Here is a 20,106-nt window from a genome sequence, read left to right on the forward strand (position 1 = left end):
GGGGGTATCGATAGTGGTAGGAGAGTACCAATGAAAATTGTCGTCGTTGGTGGTGTTGCCGGCGGAATGAGTGCCGCGGCTCGCTTGCGCCGTCTGCGCGAAGATGCGCAGATCATTGTGCTAGAAGCAGGGCCGGAGGTATCGTTTGCGAATTGCGGGCTACCGTACTTCGTTAGCGGTGAGATCGAGGACAAGTCGGCGCTTCTGGTCCAAACACCACAGTCACTAAAGGCATCGCTCAACCTCGATGCCCGGGTTAATTCCAAGGTGACCAGCCTCGATCCAACTGCCCGGAAAGTGGTGGTAGAAGGCCCTGAAGGCACCTACGAATTGCAGTACGATGAGCTGATCGTCTCCCCGGGAGCGGAGGCATTCCGCCCTAATATTGAAGGAATCGATTCACCGCGGGTGACTACGCTGCGCACCGTATCAGACGCACTCAAACTCGATGACATGGCGAAAACTGCGCAGTCCGCCGTCGTTATCGGAGCCGGATTTATCGGCCTAGAGGCCGCCGAGGCGTTGCACATGCGCGGCGTGGAGACCACCGTCGTCGAATTTGCTGACCACGTACTGCCACCGCTCGACACCGAAACCGCGTTTTACGTCACCGAAGAATTGCACAGGCTCGGCATCGACGTGCGTGCCGCGACATCCGTTGACAAGATTGAGGTAAGTGATGACGCCGACACGGCCGTCCTTTCCGATGGATCACGCGTTGTAGCCGACATCATCGTGCTGTCAGCCGGCGTTCGCCCGCGCACCCAGATCTGGGAAAAGGCGGGAATCGAAGTCGAAAATGGCGCCATCGTCGTCGACGAATACGGGCGCACGAACGTTGCCAACGTGTGGGCGATGGGTGATGCGGCGACGTCCGTGGATCTCGTGACTGGAATTCGCCGGCCCGTTGCCCTTGCCGGCCCTGCCAACCGTGCAGGCCGCCTGGTTGCAGACGCGATCTCGGGCAACCTCGCTCACGCAGTACCAAAGACGAGCGGAACGGCAATCGTCCGCATCGGCGAACTCACCGCCGCGATGACCGGCGCAAACCAGCGCGCGCTCGAAGCTACCGGCATTATCCACCACACAATCAGCCTCCATCCACTCAACCATGCGGGCTACTTCCCGGGTGCCTCACAGATCCATCTGCGTGTGCATTTCGGTGACGACGGCAAGGTGCTCGGCGCGCAGGCGGCGGGTAAGGACGGCGTGGACAAACGTATTGACGTGCTTGCCACCGCCATCAAAGCGGGCATGAGCGTCCATGACCTGATCGATCTTGACCTGGCATATTCCCCACCGTATGGATCGGCGAAAGACCCGGTTAATATGGCGGGAATGATTGCCTCGAATGTGCTCGATGGAACGATGCCTGTCTGGCACACGAAAGACCTCGATGCAATGCTTGAAAATAGGCTCATTTTGGATGTGAGGTCCGCGGCAGAATTCGCCGGCGGGCACCTGCCTGGGGCACTCAATATCGCGCACACCGAATTGCGTGATCGCCTCGACGAAGTGCGTGAAGCTGCCGCCGGGCGTGCGATCGCGGTGCACTGCTTGTCTGGAGTGCGCTCATATCTCGCCTTGCGAATCCTCCAGCAAGCAGGTTTTGAGGTCGCAAACTACACTGGCGGTCTGATGACTATGCGAGCGGAACTCGGTGAGCGGGCAAACGAGATTTTCGTACATTGATTGCGAGCTACCTAAATTTTAATTCGACCAGAAAAGATTGGAAATACGAATCATGTGTCAACGAATCACTTGTAACAAGTGCGGAAAACCGACCTGGACGGGATGCGGCCAGCACATCGAGCAGGCACTCGCGGGCGTTCCCGAGTCTAAGCGGTGCCAAGGTCACGCCCGCGAAAGCGGCTCCTTCTTCTCCAAAATTTTTGGCTAGTGCCTAACCTATACCCACGAGCTGGATGGAATCGTAATGCAGTGAGCGGCCCATGAACTCCGCGATAAGGATGAGAACGAAGGCTGTCACGACCACGGCCGCCAAGGTGCCTGACCTGTTCAAACCCTCTTCACTCGCGAGGTGATAGGCCACAAAACTAACTGCTACGGCACCGATGCCAAGCAAGATGAGGCGCGCCCAGAAGAATCCACCCGTGAACACCGCTAATGAAGTCGCGGCTGCAGGTTCGGGGTGCAACGCTAGATTCTGGATGTGAACGATATAGGAGATGAAGATTGCGACCGCCACAATCGCGGCCACTGCGGCGCATGCGCGTACGATCTTCACTGACGCCGCCCATTCGCCGTCCGTCGCGGGAGCGTTCATGCTCGCCACATTGCGATCGAAACCGAGCCTCTGACGCCACCCACCGGCAGAGTCTTTCTGCGTGGCGGCCTTCCTTTGCGAAGTTCCTACCGCAACGGCCGACGATCGCTGGCGAATGCGGGTCATAACCACAATCGAGGCCGCAACCGCGCTTGCGCCTAGCGCGAGCGCCGTCGCGAAGAACTGGAACGGAACAACCCATGTATGCCAAGCCGGAACAGTAACGAGCGAGGCATAAATCATGGCCATCGACCACACTAGCCCGATTCCAAACAGGGCCGTGACGAGCGCACACGCCCTGCGAAGAGTTTTTCCGCCCACACGGAACCATTGCAAGATCGCATAAAGAAAACCAAACCCTGCAAATCCCACGCCGAACACGATTTCGCGCGAGAGCCACGAGCTTCCCACGTTACGAATCACATTGAGTGTGTTCGTCACGTCGTTCATGTGGAACATTGACGCGATTAGACCGAACACCATCGCCGGGCCAATCACATACACGATTGGGGCGACGAGCCGATCGGTTGTCTTTTCATCTGCCTTCGCGCTGAGCCACAGCTCAACCACGCCGAGGATAATGAACATACCCACGCACATTTGTGCGATCACGGTAAATAAAATCATTGGTAATTCGTGAACGTTCATTTTAGATCTCCATCGGGTTCAGGATCTCACCGTTGGCGGAATCCCACGGCTGGGCGTCCTTATGGGGTTTGATAACGAGGCGAGGATTCAACACGGTGGGATCGGGCAGCGGCGCGACGCCGGCCTCCGTGCCATACTCTGCGCGAAGGTCCTCGATCGGGCCCCAGTCAAGTGCACGCGAGGGGCAGGAAGTCACACAGGCGGGTTCCTGGCCCGTTTCACGGTAGTCGTAACACAAATCGCACTTGGTCATCTGGCCGTCATCAGGATTAAACTGCGGCGCACCATAGGAGCAGGCCCACTCGCAATACCTGCATCCAACGCACTTGCCCGGATCCACGTAGATTGTTCCGTCCTCGCGCCGGCTCATCGCTGTCGTCGGGCAGACCGTCATACAAATTGCATCCTCACAGTGGTTGCAAGCGATCGACGTGTAGTAAGCGAAAACCGATGTTGTAAAAGCGTCACCGGTGGTCGTCGTCGTTGCTCCACCGGCGTACTCAACTACGCGGCGCCAATTGACTCCGATTGGTAAATCGTGCTTATCTTTGCATGCAATCTGGCAGGCCTTGCATCCGGTGCACAGCTCCTGATCGAAAAAGAAGCCGTATTTACCATTGGGCAGAACATAGTCGGCCGGATCTCGTTGCGTCATGATTCCCATAGTGATCACGCCTTCCTAACTTCTACGAGTGCCGTATGCCCAGGATTGCCCTTGGCAAGCGGAGATGGGTGGTACTTCATGATGGTGTTGACGTTTCCGCCGATATCGACTCCTTCGGCGTTCGGCTTATACCATGCGCCTTGCGGCAGCGACACAGTTCCCGGGACGATGCGCGGTGTAACTCGGGCTTCGGTTTGGATTGTTCCACGATCGTTGAAAACCAAGATCGTATCGCCGTTGTCGATTCCACGTTCGCGCGCATCAACCGGATTGATCCACAGCATTTGCGGATGCATTTCCTGGCTCATAGCGAGGTTCGCATAGCTCGAATGGGTGCGCCCCTTGTAATGATGGGCGATGCACTGTAGCGGGTACTTCGTGTCGGCGCTGCGTGCTTCGGCCTGCCCCTCCCACTGTTCGATATATTCGGGTAGGGCGGTGACCTTGTCACCTTCACGTTCCCCTTCAAATACCCATGTTTGGGAATATTCGTAGAGCTTGGTAGAAAAGAGCTCGATCTTGCCCGAAGGGGTGTCCAGTGGGTTGGCTTCGGGATCTTCACGGAAGTCTGCCATTGCGACCCTGTGCTTGCCTGTGTGCTTACGGAACACTCCAACCTCGGGCCATTCTTCTTCTGTTGGGAAGTCCGGTTCGGCTTTGCGCGTCTCTTCGATGATCCAGCTTCGCCACTCTTCTTGGGTGCGGCCCTGTGTGAATTCCTCTTCAATTCCTAAACGCTTAGCAATTTCGGTGCAGATTTCGTAGCCAGTCTTGGCTTGGTAGAGAGGTTCTATGGCCTTGTCAGCCCAGATCGCCCAGCCCATGTCTCCGCAGGAGGCGCCAGGAACGAGGTCGATTTCTTCGAAATTCGTTGTTGCTGGAAGTACGATATCTCCCCAGTCACACGAGGGAGTCCACTGATGGTCAACGACGACGATAAACTCGAGCTTCGAGTCATCTTTCAGTGTCTCTTGTGTTACGTGCACGTCGTTGTGCTGGTTAATCAACGTGTTGGAGGCGTTGACGAACATGAACTTAATGCCCACGTCGAGCTTGTCTTTGCCGCGCACCCCATCCTTTTCGGCCGTCATGGAGGGGCCATCGTTGATGGCATCAATCCAGTTGAAACACGAAATCTGAGTGCTCACCGGGGCGGAATCGCCGTCGAAATCGGGAAATGCCTTGACGGGGATCTTCGTGTTACCTTCACGCATGCCGTTTCCACCACCGGGAATTCCAATGTTGCCCGTGGCTGCGGCGAGGAGCATGATTGCGCGAGCAGAGTTTTCGCCGTTTGCATGGCGTTGCGGTCCCCAGCCTTGGCCGATCGCAGCAGGTTTCGCGTTTGCAATTTCGCGGGCGAGCCGCCTAATCGTATCGGCTGGCACTCCAGTAATATCCGATGCCCACTCCGGCGTTTTCTCGATGCCGTCCGGCCCCTTCCCTTCGATATAAGAGCGGTACGATAGATTTTCCGGAACACCCTCGGGCATCGTTGCCTCGTCAAAACCTTGGCAGTATTTGTCTAGGAACTCCTGATCATGCAGGTTTTCTTCCAGCATGACATGGATGAAACCTGCGACGAGGGCCGCGTCGGTTCCCGGGCGTAACGCAACCCATTCATCGCCCACGTTTAGTGCGGTGTCAGAATAGCGCGGGTCGATAATAATCGTTCGAATTTCGCCTTCTTGGCGCATCTTTTGAACGACTGCGAGTTCGCCTCCGCCAGACATGCGCGTTTCAAGGGGGTTATTCCCGAACATGACAATGAGCTCGGAGTTCCGATTATCTTCGAAGGAATTTGAAGCTATATTTGCTCCGTAGTGGAATTGGGATGCGGCGGTTATTTGGGCCGTCGAGTAGCTTCCGTAGTATCCGAGATAGCCTCCGTAGCTGTTCATCAATCGACGCGATGAGCCTCGCTTCGTGATGTTTCCACCGGTTGAGCCCGATCCGTAGTGATTAAAGAGCGCCTCATTGCCGTACTCCTCTTTGATGCGCTTCATCTCGGAAGCGATGGTGTCGAAAGCTTCTTCCCATGAGATTTCCTCCCATTGGCCGCCGCCGCGTTCGCCGGTTCGGCGCATGGGGGCTTTAATGCGATCTGGGGAGTATATGCGTTCGCGCTGATTGAGTCCGCGTACACATGCCCTGATCTGGAAATCGCCCAATTCGTCAGAACCCGTGGTGTCGCCAAGTACGCGAACGATGGTGCCGTCCTTGACCTGCAGGCGCAGCGGGCAGCGGGACTGGCAGTTTGCCAGACACGCGTTCCAGACAGTCTTATCAACGCTTTCCATTCCGACGACGTTTTCGGCGCGGGCGGTTGGCGTGCCTAGACCCTGAGATGTGGCGGCGAGACCGGCTACTCCTGCGGCAACTCCCGACCATTTAAGAAATGTCCGACGCGAGGGGCCTTGCGCGGTCCTTTCCGGTGGATTAATTGTTTGGCTCATAACAGCTCCTTTCATAGATGCTGCGCCTGCGCCTTTGCTTGCGAAGCCACGAATTAGTTAGCGTATTTGAACCAAAGCTAATATCTACTGAACATGTGTCATAGGGCAAAGGTCCTGCGTTTGCGCGAATTTTGGCCGAGATTAGAATTTGTGCGAAACCTTTACGTGATACTCGGTTTTCATATATTGAACAAGTGTTGCATAGTGTGGATTTGCTCCAGATAGCGATGTTTTCCTGCCTTGCGCGAGGAGGATTACACTGTGTTTAACATTATGTGGCACTAGGAGGCCCGCCATGGCCGCAATGAATTCGGATCCGCGCTATGTTCGAGTGCGCTCACGACTTACCGAAGCCGCCCTGCGGCTCGTTTTGCAAAAGCCGCCGGATACTATCACGGTTTCGGAGCTCGCCCGGGAGGCGGGAATTTCACGGACGACTTTCTATCAGCATGGCGATACGCCGGCGCAATTCGTGGCGGACGTCGTCGTCGATATCATGCAGCCGTACCTCGACGAGTTAGTCGCGGCAATCGCTCAGGCCTCCGACGATTATCTGGTGCGCTGGCGAGAAATTGGCGTGCGAATGCTGGGGGCGCTTAAGGAAAACAGCGACGTCGTCCGGCGAATATTCTTGGCGGACCATCAGTCGGTGGTGCTCGGGCACATCTCTGTGCGACTCACCCAATCCTTCGAAGCGTACGTGGAAGAGTTTGAGGCGAGGCTATCGGGCGAAGAAATCTCGAAGCTGTGGAAAGAGATGGCAATCGCCCAGCAGGTATACAACCTCATGGCTGTGATCGTCGCCTGGTTGCGCACCGACATGAGCGAATCACCAGAGGCAGTTGTCAACACCTACCTGACGCTAGCTCCGCCATGGCAGCTGGCGCGGTTTGAGGAAGGTGGCACACTCTCGCTGAAGCGCTCGCGGGCCATTTCGGATATTGTTGCTGATTCTTATCGTCGTAAGTCCGAGGGCGCTGGCCTGAGCTAGGCCGTAGCCAGCCGGAGCGCCAAAAATAGCCAGCTGGAGCACCAAACGGGTTAAAGCACCACTCGTTTGGTGCTCCCGATGCCTTTTGATGCTCCCCATGCCGATTGGTGTTCGGGTTTGTGGAGGTGGCCAAGGCAAAGTTCTCCAGGAAGGCCAGTCGATCTACTCGGGAATAAAAACGCAAATTTAAAGTTGAGTTAAGTGGACTCAATAAAAGGGTAGCTGGCTTGACGCAAGTAACTAGAGCGGCATATCCTTGACGAGGAAGAAAATTTGGTCCCGGGCTGCGGCTCGGAAGGGGTTGTCGCCGCTAGGCGTAACCCGAGAGAAGGAGATTTATTTATGGCACGTGCAGTAGGAATTGATCTTGGCACCACCAACTCCGTGGTTTCCGTTCTGGAAGGCGGCGAGCCGACGGTGATCGCGAACGCGGAAGGGCAGCGCACAACCCCGTCGGTGGTTGGCTTTTCGAAGACGGGCGAGGTGCTTGTTGGTGAAATTGCCAAGCGCCAGGCGGTGACCAACGTCGAACGCACCGTTCAGTCAGTCAAGCGCCACATGGGCGATCCGGACTGGAACATCAAGATTGACGATAAGACGTACAATCCCCAGCAGATTTCGGCGTTTATTTTGCAGAAGCTGAAGAAGGATGCCGAGGCATACCTCGGTGAAACCGTGACGGATGCGGTGATTACCGTTCCGGCATACTTCAATGATGCGCAGCGGCAGGCAACGAAGGACGCCGGCCAGATCGCGGGCCTCAACGTCCAGCGAATTGTTAACGAGCCCACCGCCGCCGCACTTGCGTACGGTTTAGAAAAGGGCAAGGAAGACGAGCTCATTTTGGTCTTCGATCTCGGTGGCGGAACGTTCGATGTCTCGCTCCTTGAAGTTGGCAAGGATGACGACGATTTCTCGATCATCCAGGTCAAGGCAACCTCGGGCGATAATAAGCTCGGTGGTGACGACTGGGATCAGCGCATCGTCGACTGGTTGGTCCAGCAGGTGAAGAATGGTTACGGCGTGGACCTGTCGAAAGATAAGATTGCGCTGCAGCGGTTGCGTGAAGCAGCCGAGCAGGCGAAAAAGGAGCTGTCGTCTACGACGTCGACGAACATTACGCTTCAGTACCTGTCGATGTCAGAAAACGGACCAATCCACTTAGACGAGACGCTCACTCGTGCGAAGTTTGAAGAAATGACCCGCGATCTGCTCGAGCGCACTAAGGCGCCGTTCAAGAAGGTCGTCGAAGACGCCGGTATTCAGCTTTCCGAGATTGACCACGTCGTGATGGTTGGCGGCTCCACTCGTATGCCGGCCGTTTCTGAGGTCGTTAAGGAGCTCTCCGGTGGTCGCGAGCCGAATAAGGGTGTTAACCCGGATGAGGTTGTGGCCGTTGGCGCAGCTCTCCAAGCCGGTGTTATCACGGGTGATCGTACCGATGTCCTACTTATTGACGTCACCCCGCTCTCGCTTGGTATCGAGACCAAGGGCGGAGTGATGACGAAGCTGATCGAACGCAATACGGCGATTCCGACGAAGCGTTCAGAAGTGTTCTCGACAGCGGAAGATAACCAGCCCTCGGTGCTGATTCAGGTCTACCAGGGCGAACGCCCATTTGCTCGCGACAACAAACAGCTGGGCACGTTTGAACTGTCGGGTATCGCACCGGCGCCGCGAGGCATGCCGCAAATCGAGGTGACCTTCGATATCGATGCGAACGGTATTGTCCACGTTTCTGCCAAGGATCTTGGCACTGGCAAGGAGCAGTCCGTCACGATCACTGGCGGTTCAGCCCTGTCGAAGGAAGATATCGAGCGCATGGTCAAAGAGGCCGAAGACAACGCGGCTGAAGATGAGAAGCGCCGCGAAGAGGCTGAGGTTCGCAATACGGCAGAACAGCAGGCCTACTCGATCGAGAAGCTCCTCGATGAAAATAAGGACAAGCTCGAGGACTCGGTTGCAACCGAGGTCCGGGAAGCCGTTGACGCTTTGAAGAAGGCGTTGGAAGGCGAGGACGTCGAGGCAATCAAGGCGGCCCAGGAAGACTTGAATACCAAGGGCCAGAAGATTGGCGAGGCTCTGTATGCAGATGCGCAAGCCCAGCAGGCTGGTGAAGGTTGGACTGAGGCGGCGAAGGCTGCGCAAGAGTCCGCTGGCGCTGGGGACGACGACGTCGTTGATGCCGAGATCGTCGACGACGAAGAATCAGACGACTCGAAGAACTAAAAGTGATCTGGGGGGCGGCGAGATCTCGCCGCCCCCGTTTAGAAAGGGAACGAATATGACGAACGATCAAAATTTCGTGCCAAACGATCACGAAGAGCCCGAAGAGTCAGGGCAGGAAACGGCTGACCAGCACTCGCAGGTAAACGAGGATCAAGGCGAATCGACAGACCAAGATGCGGCTCCGCAACTCACCGAATTAGACGAGGCGTTGCTGAAAGTTGCTGAACTGGAGGAAAACTTAGCTCGGCGCAACGCAGACGTATATAACCTGCAGCAGGAATATAACGGCTATGTGAAGCGCTCGAAGGCTGAGGGGCGGGTACAGTACGAAAACGGAATCACGAAGGTGCTAGATACCCTGCTTTCCGTGCTCGACGACGCGGCTCTGGCCCGCGAACACGGCGATCTTGATGGGCCGGCCGGTACGATTGTGGACAAGCTTGAGCAGACCCTCGAAACTAACTTTGGCCTCGTGCGCTACGGCGCTGAAGGTGATGAATTCGATCCGGAGTTGCACGATGCTTTGATGAATGAAACGTCGGCCGAGGTTGAAACCCAACACATCGCGCAGCTCATCCAGCCCGGCTATCGGCAGGGCGATAAGGTAATCCGCCCGGCACGCGTGGGAGTGATTTCCCCTGAATAAAGATTGCAATGAAAGGTTTTTCGGTAAGGAGGTGAACGATGGCAGCTAGCCAAGATTGGATGATGAAGGATTTCTACGCCGCACTTGGCGTGGACAAGAACGCAAGCCAAGCGGATATTAAAAAGGCATACAATTCCTATGCTCGTAAATATCACCCGGACCGAAACCCTGGCGATAAGTCGGCGGAAGAAAAATTCAAGGCGGCCTCGGAAGCCTACCAGGTGCTTTCCGATGAGGAAGACCGCAAACAGTACGACGCGATCCGCGCTATGGCAGGTGGCGGCCCACGCTTCTCCTCGGGTTCTGGCGGCGGTTTCGACGACATATTCTCGCCGTTCCAAGGCGGTGGCGGAAGCTTCCGCTATTCCACGGGAGGCGCAAACGCGCCAGGTTTTGAAGATATTCTTTCGCAAATGTTTGGCGCGGGAGCTCCGCAGCAAGATGCAGGGGGCTTCGGAGGTTTCGGTGGGTTCGGCTCGCGGCGCCGACCCGAAAAGGGTGCGAACGTGACGGCGTCGATCTCGATTCCGCTGCGGCAGGCAATGGATGGGACCACGGTGACCGTGACGTCAAACGGTGAAAAGGTAACCGCGAAAGTGCCTGCCGGTATTACGGATGGGCAGAAGGTCAGGATTAAGGGCAAGGGGCGCCCGGGCAAAAATGGTGGCGAAGCGGGTGACGTGCTGGTGACCGTGAACGTGGAACCCCATCCCGTCTACGAACTAGACGGCTTGAACGTGTACGTGAATGTTCCGGTGTCCTTTGATGAGGCCACGCTTGGTGCAACGATCGAAGTGCCAACCATTTACGGCAAGACCGTGAAAGTTAAAGTGCCGGCTGGCTCGTCGAGCGATAAGGTTTTGCGGGTGCGGCGCAAGGGCGTAGATAACGGGCGTGCGGATGTGGGAGACATGTACGTGCGGATTAAGGTTGTTGTGCCCAAGCGACTCTCCGATGAGGCCCGTGAGGCAGTTGAGCAGTTCCGCGATGCTTCTGCTGATGCCGATCCGCGCCGGGATTTCCGAGATATGGCTAAGATTTAGGTATCTGAGAACTTTTTGAGAGGAGGAGACATGGCAAAAGTACCGAGATCAACTCCGATTCTGTCGGTCACCGTAGCGGCTGAGCTCGCTGGAATGCACCCGCAGACGGTGCGGCAATATGACAGGCTAGGCCTCGTTGTGGCCAAACGTACAAAGGGCGGAGGCCGGCGTTACTCCCTCAACGACGTCGATAGGCTTGGTGAAATTCAACGCCTTTCACAAGACGAAGGCGTTAGCCTAAACGGCATTGCGAAGATTTTTGATCTTGAAGCAAAGTTGGAAAGGGCTGAACGTGCTGCCTCGCGTGCCGAAAGTGCCCGAATGCGGGCCGAGGAAGAGGTTGCGGAGCTACGCGAAGCCGTAGCGTATTTGCATGACCAACTTACTCGCTACGATCGGCGCCTGAGTCGCGTTTTTGCGGCTGATATGGACGGTGATGTGCTCATGGCCGACCGCCGTGAGCACGCGCGTGAAACTTTACGTGCTCACATGCCACGATCGAGTCGGGATGTTGTGATCTGGCGCCCGCGATCTCTTATTCCGCATAGCTTATTCGAGGAGTAACGTATTGGCAGGCAGCGAATTCGACAGACTCGAATCGGCTCTTGAGGGTGAAAATATTGGCAGCCGCCTTCCGGCTCCCGACATGGGGATGCGGAAGGCGGCCGTTTTAATTCTGCTGACTAACGAGCCCGATCCGAAGATAATTTTGACGTTGCGGGCCACTCATTTGCGTAAGCATGCGGGGCAGATCAGCTTCCCGGGTGGGAGCCGGGACGGAACGGAGACGCCGGAGCAAACGGCGCTTCGGGAGGCGCGGGAAGAATGCGGGATTGATCCAGAGGGAGTTCGATTGCTTGGGCGCTTGCCCGCTAGTTCGCTGCCAGTTACCTCATATGCGGTGACTCCCGTTATTGGCGTGTGGGATTCACCAGAGCATCTGGAATTGTTGGCGGATCCTGCCGAAGTGGCCGGAATATATCGCGTTCCTGTGAGTGCGCTAGCTAACCCGGAAAATCGAGGAACGTGGGTGTGGGGCGAGCTTGGCCACACAGAAAAGCAACCGGCGAATGCCGGGAGCTCGGGCCCGGCATTCGTTTACGGTGATCTTGTGATCTGGGGATTTACCGCAATGCTCATCGATAGTTTGCTAGAGCTTGCTGGGTGGCAGCAGCCTTGGGACCGCGGGCGAACAGTTGCCATGCCGATGAAAAAGTGGGGCTCAACCTCTAGTTGATGGACGATCATCCACACTAGCGGGTAGTGTCACACTTGTGCCGCGAGATCCCAGCCCGGAGGCTGGTGGGCTACTGCGTTTTCCGAGCTTCGCGACGATTGAGGAAATCGAGTCCCCACGCAGCTGCTGCGCCAACGAGTGACACGATGATTGTAATCATGAATACCTGCTGGTATCCGGCTGCCGGATTGTCGCCGGCTCGTTCAACAAGCCCAGCCGTCAGCGGATTTGCCCAGAAAATAGAAGCGTAGGCAAGGAAGGAGCCCACGGCCATCGCAGATCCGTTAATTGACTCGGGTAGTTGAAGTTCGGCGATCGGTGCCAGAATGACGGCCTTGCCCATAAATACGCCGAAGGCCATCACAATCAGTAGAAGCATTGCCATCACGACGTGTGCGCCCGGCATCAGGAATATTGCGATGGTTCCGAGCGCAATGATCGTGAGCGACACCCCCATCATCCTCGTTGAGGACTTGAAAACGTAGTCGGCTAGGAGGCCCGCTATGAGCCCAGCAAAAATTCCAACTAAGCCGGTGTTAAAGATACCGAACGCGCCCGCCTGGGCGGCGTTGGCATTGTAAACGAGCTGTAGGTACGGCGCGGAAGAGTAAATGAGGTTGACGTAGCACCAATAGACGCACATGGCGGCTACGCCGGCCATCCAAACTCGTGGTTTGATGAGCACGTGAGCAAGTCCGCGCAGGGCAGCTTTATTTTCCGTGTCGTCCTCGTTCTCAGGTGCGGCTGTTGCATTCTTTGGAACGAATTTTAGGATTGCTAAAATGAGCGGAATGAGTATCAACGTGTAGGTGATCGCAGCAATCCGCATCACGGTGGTAGCATGTTCGGCGAAAACGGCTAAGAGTCCGATGACGGCCGCGTTCATGAGAAATTCAACAGCGCGGCGGATCGATTCGAGTAACCCCATGGCTAGGCCGCGGCCTTCCTTGTCCTGATCTTGGGACAGAAATGCCACACCGTTGACGACGGCGGGCCAGCCGATCGCATCCCAGACACCCCACGAGATCGCGATAGCAATCATCATGTTGAAAGAAAGTCCTGGAATGGTGAACAAAGCGAGTCCCGTGATGAGACGCCAACCCGCCCAAGCAACGAGGATCTGTCGGATCGTAAATCTGTTGTTTACCCACCCGCCAGGGACATATAGGAACATGGCAATGCCAAGCCAGCCCATGAGGACGCCAAATTGACCGATGGAAATCCCAAGCGCCTCGGTCAGTGGAAGCATCAGCGAGCCTTTAAATGCCTCAAATGCCGAATAGGTCAATTGGCCCGCAAGGACGACCGTGAGGAACGGTGCGATCCTGCCTCTGCGTAGAAAAATAGGTATCTGAAATCTCTTCTTATCAGAGTTAATTTTGGCGGCTTCGTTGCCGGTCATTATTTCTCCTTTATGGTTTTTCCAAAATCGACTGAAAATAAGCGTTGAGGCTATCGGTCGAGGAGTAAATGGGGGACGTCAGAAAAGATTCCGGTAACGCCCCAGGTGAAAAGCTCACTTGCTCGTTCAGGAGTGTTAACTGTCCAGACATTGACTCCGTAGCCAGCGGATCGGAATTTGGTGACCATTTCTTTTGTAAGGCCGTCTGATTCGGGGTGAATGTGTTGTGCCTCGAGCAACTCAAGAATCGATTTCCAGTCGGGCCACAGATTTTCTTTGACGAATAGTGCTCCGATGGGCACCTCGGAATTTCTGTCCCTGACCTCTTTGAGGAGGAGGTGATTGAAAGACGAAAGGATAACTTCCGGGCCGTTGAGACGCTCTAGCTCCGACAGGACGCGGTCGATCAGTTGTCGGCTCATTTGTGCGCCAGCCTCGTTTGACTTCAGTTCGATGTTGGCATTGAGCCCGGTCTCGTTCATGAAATCGACGAGCTCGCGCAGTGTCGGAATAGGTTCTCCTGCACATTCCGGTCCAAACCAAGATCCAGCATCAATATTTGCTAAGTCAGACTTTGTCAGTGAATAGTAAGAGCCCGATGAGTCGGTAGTGCGATCGAGCGAGGTGTCGTGAATGAGGATAGGGGTGCCATCACCGAGAATATCCACATCAGTTTCTATCCAAGTCAATCCCAAGTTTACGGCTTCGTTAAAGGCTGCCATCGTGTTTTCAGGTTTGAGGCTACTGACGCCTCGATGTGCGAAAATCCGTTGCGTCATCAAGTCCAACCTCCATTGTGTGACTATGTGCGTGGAGAAGCCCCTATGCAAGTGTAAACATGGGGTAAACAATGGGCAAACAAAAGATAACGTAAGGTTAATTTTGAAAATATGCGCAGCGGTTTTCCCGAGTTAAGAAATTCCGGCCCGTTTTGGAATGTGCTAGCCAAGCAGCTCTGGCTTCGACCACTCTTTTCCAAGAACGTGATGGTCGAGGAAGGCCATCACGGTTTGATACCACACCATCGAGTTCGACGGCTTCAGAATCCAATGATTTTCGTCGGGATAATAGAGGAACTTGTGGCCGCGAACGTGTGCCACCCGATTCAGCGCTTGCCAAAGTGCGTGTGACTGGCTGATAGGAACACGGTAGTCCTTATCGCCGTGGATGACGAGCATGGGAACTTGAATTTGATCTGCAAAACGATGCGGCGAGTAGATGGCTTCTTGACTAGGCATCATCCACTCATACCACGAGCCGTTATCGGTAGTGCCAGCCATGTGCGCGATGTTCCAAAGCGAAGCGTGGCTAACGATGCAGGCGAATCGTTTCCCAGTGTGCCCGGCCATCCAGTTGGCCATATAGCCGCCGTACGATCCGCCTAGCAGAGCGGTCCGCTTTTCGTCAATATCTTCTCGTTCCTCGGTGGTGGCAATGAGTTTGAGAATGTCGGTGTATGGTGCATCGCCGATCGCGTCGTTTCCACGATCGATCATTGCTTGCCCATACCCGGTGGAAATTGCGGGGTCTGGCAGAAGAACCGCGTAGCCCTTGGCGACGAACGGCCAGGGATTCCAGCGCCATGTCCAGTCATTCCACGTGCCCCACGGGCCGCCGTGCACGAAAGTTAGAAGCGGTGCGGGTGAGTTAGTATCTTTTGGTAGGCAGAGCCATGCCCGGATTTCGGTGCCATCGGTTCCGTGGGTTGTAACGTTTTCGGTGCGCCCTGGAGCGTGAACGTCGGGGGTCAGCTCAGTCAATTCTGTCACCTGGCCGTCGAGGTTGACGCGCACGGGCTGACCGGGCTCGGTGATTGCCGAACGGAGGGCGTAGATTGCGCCGTCGCGAACGCCGATATTGGTGTAGGCATAGTCGTCGTCCGTGAGCAGATTAGCGTGGCCCGCCGTCGTAACGAGGTACAGCGACTGCCGTCCGCGCCGCGGCGCACTCAAAACGAGAGTGTCATTACTAACCCACGCACATTCCGAGGGCCAGTCGTCAAAATCAGCCGGAATACGACGTCGCTCGCCACCTTCTGCGATTTCTATCCACGCGCGTAGGGGATCGCCGTCCATGTTTCCGCTGGAGGCGTGAACCAGGACTTGAGAACCATCCGGGCTGTAAGGACCTGCCGTGTAACTTGTATAGTCGGCCACCAGGGAATGCTGGCGCGGCGCGACGGCGACTTCGCGGCTCGCGCCCGTTTCGACGTCAATTTCGTAAACAGAACTGACTTGCTCCGTGGAATTTTTGACTGTTCGACCGATCGTTACAAGGGCGCGAGTCCCGTCGGCGCTAACGTGTACATCGCTCAGTTTCCCCTCGGGTAACCGAATCGGGCGTAAAGCAATCTCCGATTTCGGAAGCGCAAGCTCTTCCTCGGGTTCGTCGGGAACAACCGCTGCGAAGTCATCTAAATCGGGCGTATCTGCCACAAAAAGGTGGGGATAGGTTGGGCCGAGGTCGCTATCCCAGTAGCGCACGGGAAAGTCTTCGTGCAAGATCGCGGAGACTCCGAGGTCGGCACGCTTTTTGGCGAGTTCTGCTGCTTCTTCAGCGTTGCGCTTTGGAAAGGTCTTTGCGGTTATAAAAAGCTTGCCGCCTGCGGCAATCACCGCCAAGATCTCACCGGGAGTTCTTGCAATGACCCGCGCTTCGCCGGATGGGGGAAGCATCCAAAGTGCGTGAGCGTTTTCATTTCCGTGTTCGTCGTTGCGGCCGGAGGCGAAATAAACTTCTCCGCGTTCGCCAATTGCCATCAGGCTTTCACCCTTCATTGATCGTGTCAGGGTGCGCGGGCGGTCGTTGCTGATGTCGACCAGCGATGACACGTAGGAATCCTTCGCTTGAGAAATTCGGGCAACAGTTGCGATGGTCCGACCGTGCTTGGTGGTCAGCGCACTGATGCGCGGGTGAGATACGAAGTTTTCCAGGGATTCAAAAATTGTCATGAGCGCATTCTAGAGCACGCTGACAAATGTGTGTTCACGGCGTTATGAAAGAAGAAGAGCCTTTGCTGGATAGTCGGTTCTGCGCCTTAAAATTCGAGCAATCTGCTCGGCTGTGCGCCACCCACCATTAAATATTTGCGTTCCCGGCCCGAACATTCGCCCATTGATGAGCGGGCCTGCATCGACGGCATCAAATCCCATGGTGTCTACCAGGTATGCCGCCCGATGCCGGGCTTGCGCATCGTTGCCAGCCACTGCTTGTGCGCGGCGGTATGCGGAGGATCGGGGGCGCGCATCGAAGCTGATGTCCGAGTAGGCCATGTGGTTCAAAGTTTTCACGACTGCCGAGTCCCGGAAGTGCTGTTGTGTTACGAGACTTGTATCTCTCGGAGCGTCGGCGAATTCTGTGGCGGCATCTAATTTTGGCCAGAAGTTAGCAACGTCGATCACGAGCTTGCCCGCGAGTGTTGCCGGTGGAATCGTGTGCATTTCCGAGAGGGGGATTGCTAAAAACACCGGCGTTTCGTCTGGAAGATTGGCGATTTTGGCGACGTCGATGGCCCTGGCCCCCGGAACGGTATTGGCGAGCTCTGGCGCAAGCTTCTCAGCTGGGCGCGAGGCGGCCACGAACGTCGTCGTACCTAGTGACACAAGCCTTTCGGCGATCGCTGTTCCCTCGAGACCTGCTCCGATGACGGCCGCGCCAGATGCTAAAACATCCATAACTCTCCCCTTTTACTCGTCATCCTAAACAGTGTTTAGTTTCCGTTCACTTTCTTGCCGAAAATGAAAGCTAGTCTCGGTTATACGGTTGCGCTTTGCGCGCAAATGTCACACACACGAAGGGATGTTCTGCGAAAAAACGATCAATTGCCACGAGTTTTGCGGCTGTAGCGTTGGCCATGCCCCTGGTGGCTACTACCTAGTTTTGGGCGCGAATCATACGCACATGACGGAGCTTTACGCGGACGCCGGTGGCGGGGTGAATATGAGTGCCTCGGCGGGATCGGTGGCACTCTTGAGCTCAGTAGAGTCTTAAACTCTTGCAAGCACTGGCGATGTGAGCTCGAACGATCTGGTCATCGGCGCTTACGGCTGGGGTAATTCACAAAATTACGAAGGTGAGGCCAAGAGAGGGGCGACCAACCACGGAACCTGAGCCGAGGCCGCCTCGCAGATATTAATACCCTCGGCATGGAAATTTTAAGCACCTATGAAAGAATCTGCACATGAGTGGCAGATATGCGCCGTCCCCCTCCGGGGAGCTCCACATAGGTAACCTACGCACAGCCCTACTGGCTTGGGCCTTCGCCCGCCGGGAAGGTCTTGGTTTCCATATGCGCATGGAAGATCTCGACGAGCGCTCACGCGAAGAGTTCTATTCGCCCCAACTGGCAGATCTTCGAGCTATTGGCATCGACTGGGACGGCGAGGTTTTGTTCCAATCGAAGCGGCTGGTTCGTTATGAGGAAGTTTTTGAAAACCTTCGGGAACGCGACCTGCTTTTCGAGTGCTACTGTACGCGCCGCGAGCTTGCCGACGTCGTAACCGCTCCGCATCGCCCGCCCGGGGCCTACCCGGGCACGTGTCGCGAGCTCACCGCTAGCGAACGTCGGGCCGGCATGGAAAAGATCGCAGAAATGAATCGCGGCCCCGCGTACCGTCTGAAAACTGACGTTCTCGAGCTGGAAATAACAGATCGAATCTCCGGTCGGTACACGGGTGCAGTCGACGATTTCGTTATTCGCCGTGGAGACGGCACCTATGCGTACAACTTTGTTGCCGTCGTCGATGATGGCGATTTTCAGATCACGCAAATTGTCCGGGGCGACGATCTGCTCTCCTCAACCCCGCGCCAGGTTTACCTGCAACATTTGCTCGGCTATCCCATGCCGGAATATATCCATGTGCCGCTCGTGCTGAACCTCGAAGGCGCGCGGCTTGCCAAACGTGACGGCGCGGTTACGCTCGGCGATCTAGCCAAACACGGTTGGAATGCCGAGGATGTGCGTGCGCTCCTACTCGAGTCGCTCGGACTGGTAGCGGACGCTAAGCTGGCTGACATTTCACCGGAGTTGATCCCTCGAGAGCCGTGGTTTGTGGATGTTAGCGCTCTTGAGAAGGGGCCTCGGTGAAAGACTCAGCGCGGAGCTCGGCAGGATGCGGGAAATCTAATTTTGTTTCGCCGAATTCGCCGTCCTGATAGCCGTGGTGCTGCGCGAGCACCGGATCTACATCAGCGTTTGGATCTGCTTCAATTTCAGCCACAATCTCGTCACGAACGGCTAGCGCTACTTCGTGATTATCGAGGGTTGATGCCTCAATGTGCTTAGTCAGTTCTTCGTGGTTTTCGGGTGAGTAGGTTGCCTGCTTTTCCCAGCGTAGGCGGAAGAGTCTGCGAATCCGAGCGCGGCGGCTTGTCTCTTCCGAAATTTTACTCCGCGCAGTGAACCAGCCGACGATGATGAGAACAGTAAGAGCGATGCCCACGTATCCAATAATTGGGTAAAGGGTGCCGACGAGCTCCTCAAAGCCAAGAAACGAGAGCGCGAAACCGATGGTAACGGTTCCGAACAAGGTGGGCTTAAAAAAGGTCTTTCGTACGCCAGCTGCGCGCTTTGCGAGTGCATAATACATGCCGATCGCGGTGTTGAAGATCATCCCGTAAATCACCAAAGCTGCAATGAGGCCGAAGGTGGGATTGATCGAATCGATAAGTGCAAGGGTGGGCATGGGGGAGGTTGATACGGACGGGAGTTTGAGAAATAGTGCCATGGTGGACAGCACGAGGAGAGTGCCAAACCCGAGGCCACCGAGAAGGCCGCCTACGCCAGCCTCTTTAGGGTTGAACATGTCTCCACCCATGACGATCATCATCGACGCGCCTGTGGCAAACGCGAATGCGACGTAGTTGATCGTTGACAGTGCGAGGTTAGACAAAGCGGGTTCAACAGTGTACGAATACACTTGCATTTCTGTTATCGAACCATCCGGATTGAGGAATGCGTACACCGTTGCTGCGAGGATAATGACGACCATGAGTGGGGTCAGCCCGCCAATGATGTTCGTAACCTTTTCGACATCAAGCATGCCTACGGACACAACTAAGGTAACCATAATTGCTGATCCCACCCACACGGGTAGGCCGAACTGCTGTTCCAGATTCGACCCGGCTCCTGCGATCATCACAAAGCCAATGCCAAATAATGTGAAGACGATAAATGCGTCCAATGCTCGGGCGATCAAAGGATGGGCAATTTGGTTAAATACCGTCGAGTGTTCCTTCGCTCCAGCATAGGAACCCAGTTGAAGCGCGGCAACGCCAATCGCTGCCATGAGGGCTGCGGTGATAGCAACTGCGACGATTCCAGAGCGGCCGTGAGCGACGAAATACTGAAGAACCTCTTGGCCAGATGCAAATCCGGCGCCGACCACGACTCCAATGTAGGCGAGAGCTATCACTATGACGCGTTTGAGCATTGTCTTCTACTTCCTGTAACTGAGATTTGCATCCGCAGGTACGGTATCGGCCCGCGCATGAGATCGTGATCT

Annotated in this window: 16 protein-coding genes; 8 read left to right on the plus strand and 8 right to left on the minus strand. The window is 55.8% G+C overall.

Annotated elements, in window-relative coordinates; all coding sequences use genetic code 11:
• The first annotated feature begins 30 nt into the window (after positions 1–30).
• Positions 31–1,692, plus strand: coding sequence for an FAD-dependent oxidoreductase (locus J2S70_RS05570; RefSeq protein ID WP_307682748.1), 1,662 nt, complete (start codon positions 31–33; stop codon positions 1,690–1,692).
• Positions 1,693–1,903: 211 nt separating this feature from the next.
• Here J2S70_RS05570 and J2S70_RS05575 read toward each other — a convergent pair whose 3' ends face one another.
• Genes J2S70_RS05575 through J2S70_RS05585 form a run of 3 tightly spaced genes read right to left on the minus strand, consistent with a single transcriptional unit; the run spans position 1,904 to position 6,055 of the window.
• On the minus strand, positions 1,904–2,935 hold the full coding sequence (locus tag J2S70_RS05575; protein ID WP_307682749.1) for a dimethyl sulfoxide reductase anchor subunit family protein: 1,032 nt from the start codon (positions 2,933–2,935) through the stop codon (positions 1,904–1,906).
• Position 2,936: 1 nt separating this feature from the next.
• Entirely contained in the window at positions 2,937–3,599 is a 663-nt protein-coding gene (locus J2S70_RS05580) for a DMSO/selenate family reductase complex B subunit (RefSeq protein WP_322790530.1), read from the minus strand.
• A gap of 5 nt (positions 3,600–3,604) precedes the next feature.
• A complete protein-coding gene (locus tag J2S70_RS05585; RefSeq protein WP_307682750.1) occupies positions 3,605–6,055 on the minus strand; it encodes a DMSO/selenate family reductase complex A subunit in 2,451 nt (816 codons plus the stop codon).
• A 295-nt stretch (positions 6,056–6,350) separates the two neighbouring features.
• On the opposite strand from J2S70_RS05585, the gene J2S70_RS05590 reads away from it, so the two are divergent.
• From J2S70_RS05590 to J2S70_RS05615, 6 genes are all read left to right on the plus strand, one after another.
• The gene (locus J2S70_RS05590; protein WP_307682751.1) at positions 6,351–7,046 is read left to right on the plus strand and encodes a TetR/AcrR family transcriptional regulator; all 696 of its coding nucleotides are present in this window, start codon (positions 6,351–6,353) and stop codon (positions 7,044–7,046) included.
• Between the two features lie 342 nt (positions 7,047–7,388).
• Positions 7,389–9,275, plus strand: coding sequence for a molecular chaperone DnaK (gene dnaK / locus J2S70_RS05595; protein WP_307682752.1), 1,887 nt, complete (start codon positions 7,389–7,391; stop codon positions 9,273–9,275).
• A gap of 55 nt (positions 9,276–9,330) precedes the next feature.
• Positions 9,331–9,921 carry a nucleotide exchange factor GrpE gene (locus tag J2S70_RS05600; protein WP_307682753.1) on the plus strand — a complete coding sequence of 197 codons (591 nt, stop codon included), beginning with the start codon at positions 9,331–9,333 and terminating at the stop codon, positions 9,919–9,921.
• A 38-nt stretch (positions 9,922–9,959) separates the two neighbouring features.
• Positions 9,960–10,964 carry a J domain-containing protein gene (locus J2S70_RS05605; RefSeq protein WP_307682754.1) on the plus strand — a complete coding sequence of 335 codons (1,005 nt, stop codon included), beginning with the start codon at positions 9,960–9,962 and terminating at the stop codon, positions 10,962–10,964.
• Between the two features lie 30 nt (positions 10,965–10,994).
• Positions 10,995–11,528 carry a heat shock protein transcriptional repressor HspR gene (locus tag J2S70_RS05610; RefSeq protein WP_307682755.1) on the plus strand — a complete coding sequence of 178 codons (534 nt, stop codon included), beginning with the start codon at positions 10,995–10,997 and terminating at the stop codon, positions 11,526–11,528.
• A gap of 4 nt (positions 11,529–11,532) precedes the next feature.
• Positions 11,533–12,201: an NUDIX hydrolase gene (locus J2S70_RS05615; RefSeq protein ID WP_307682756.1), complete on the plus strand. Its 669-nt coding sequence runs from the start codon at positions 11,533–11,535 to the stop codon at positions 12,199–12,201.
• A 70-nt stretch (positions 12,202–12,271) separates the two neighbouring features.
• On the opposite strand, the gene J2S70_RS05620 is transcribed toward J2S70_RS05615, so the two are convergent.
• From J2S70_RS05620 to J2S70_RS05635, 4 genes are all read right to left on the minus strand, one after another.
• Complete coding sequence (locus tag J2S70_RS05620; protein ID WP_307682757.1) at positions 12,272–13,603, minus strand: MFS transporter; 1,332 nt, start codon at positions 13,601–13,603, stop codon at positions 12,272–12,274.
• 50 nt (positions 13,604–13,653) lie between these two features.
• Positions 13,654–14,382 carry a glycerophosphoryl diester phosphodiesterase gene (locus tag J2S70_RS05625; protein WP_307683379.1) on the minus strand — a complete coding sequence of 243 codons (729 nt, stop codon included), beginning with the start codon at positions 14,380–14,382 and terminating at the stop codon, positions 13,654–13,656.
• Positions 14,383–14,544: 162 nt separating this feature from the next.
• Positions 14,545–16,554 (minus strand): alpha/beta hydrolase family protein, encoded by a 2,010-nt coding sequence (locus J2S70_RS05630; RefSeq protein ID WP_307682758.1) that lies wholly within the window; start codon positions 16,552–16,554, stop codon positions 14,545–14,547.
• A 42-nt stretch (positions 16,555–16,596) separates the two neighbouring features.
• The gene (locus J2S70_RS05635) at positions 16,597–17,277 is read right to left on the minus strand and encodes an NADPH-dependent F420 reductase (RefSeq protein ID WP_307682759.1); all 681 of its coding nucleotides are present in this window, start codon (positions 17,275–17,277) and stop codon (positions 16,597–16,599) included.
• 506 nt (positions 17,278–17,783) lie between these two features.
• Here J2S70_RS05635 and gluQRS point away from each other — a divergent pair.
• Positions 17,784–18,689, plus strand: coding sequence for a tRNA glutamyl-Q(34) synthetase GluQRS (gluQRS, locus tag J2S70_RS05640; RefSeq protein ID WP_307682760.1), 906 nt, complete (start codon positions 17,784–17,786; stop codon positions 18,687–18,689).
• On the opposite strand, the gene J2S70_RS05645 is transcribed toward gluQRS, so the two are convergent.
• On the minus strand, positions 18,661–20,034 hold the full coding sequence (locus tag J2S70_RS05645; RefSeq protein WP_307682761.1) for a YkvI family membrane protein: 1,374 nt from the start codon (positions 20,032–20,034) through the stop codon (positions 18,661–18,663). The two genes, gluQRS and J2S70_RS05645, sit on opposite strands and share 29 nt — an antisense overlap.
• Positions 20,035–20,106 lie beyond the last annotated feature (72 nt).

The organism is Trueperella bonasi (assembly GCF_030811535.1).
Lineage (GTDB): Bacteria > Actinomycetota > Actinomycetes > Actinomycetales > Actinomycetaceae > Trueperella > Trueperella bonasi.

Bases quoted from the DNA above. Each gene is read 5' to 3' on its own strand.
- J2S70_RS05630 (WP_307682758.1), bottom strand. From the start codon at position 16,554: ATGACAATTTTTGAATCCCTGGAAAACTTCGTATCTCACCCGCGCATC.
- J2S70_RS05645 (WP_307682761.1), bottom strand. From the start codon at position 20,034: ATGCTCAAACGCGTCATAGTGATAGCTCTCGCCTACATTGGAGTCGTG.
- gluQRS (WP_307682760.1), top strand. From the start codon at position 17,784: ATGAGTGGCAGATATGCGCCGTCCCCCTCCGGGGAGCTCCACATAGGT.
- J2S70_RS05575 (WP_307682749.1), bottom strand. From the start codon at position 2,935: ATGAACGTTCACGAATTACCAATGATTTTATTTACCGTGATCGCACAA.
- J2S70_RS05600 (WP_307682753.1), top strand. From the start codon at position 9,331: ATGACGAACGATCAAAATTTCGTGCCAAACGATCACGAAGAGCCCGAA.
- J2S70_RS05605 (WP_307682754.1), top strand. From the start codon at position 9,960: ATGGCAGCTAGCCAAGATTGGATGATGAAGGATTTCTACGCCGCACTT.
- J2S70_RS05585 (WP_307682750.1), bottom strand. From the start codon at position 6,055: ATGAGCCAAACAATTAATCCACCGGAAAGGACCGCGCAAGGCCCCTCG.
- J2S70_RS05620 (WP_307682757.1), bottom strand. From the start codon at position 13,603: ATGACCGGCAACGAAGCCGCCAAAATTAACTCTGATAAGAAGAGATTT.
- J2S70_RS05570 (WP_307682748.1), top strand. From the start codon at position 31: ATGAAAATTGTCGTCGTTGGTGGTGTTGCCGGCGGAATGAGTGCCGCG.
- dnaK (WP_307682752.1), top strand. From the start codon at position 7,389: ATGGCACGTGCAGTAGGAATTGATCTTGGCACCACCAACTCCGTGGTT.
- J2S70_RS05590 (WP_307682751.1), top strand. From the start codon at position 6,351: ATGGCCGCAATGAATTCGGATCCGCGCTATGTTCGAGTGCGCTCACGA.
- J2S70_RS05625 (WP_307683379.1), bottom strand. From the start codon at position 14,382: ATGACGCAACGGATTTTCGCACATCGAGGCGTCAGTAGCCTCAAACCT.
- J2S70_RS05635 (WP_307682759.1), bottom strand. From the start codon at position 17,277: ATGGATGTTTTAGCATCTGGCGCGGCCGTCATCGGAGCAGGTCTCGAG.
- J2S70_RS05580 (WP_322790530.1), bottom strand. From the start codon at position 3,599: ATGGGAATCATGACGCAACGAGATCCGGCCGACTATGTTCTGCCCAAT.
- J2S70_RS05610 (WP_307682755.1), top strand. From the start codon at position 10,995: ATGGCAAAAGTACCGAGATCAACTCCGATTCTGTCGGTCACCGTAGCG.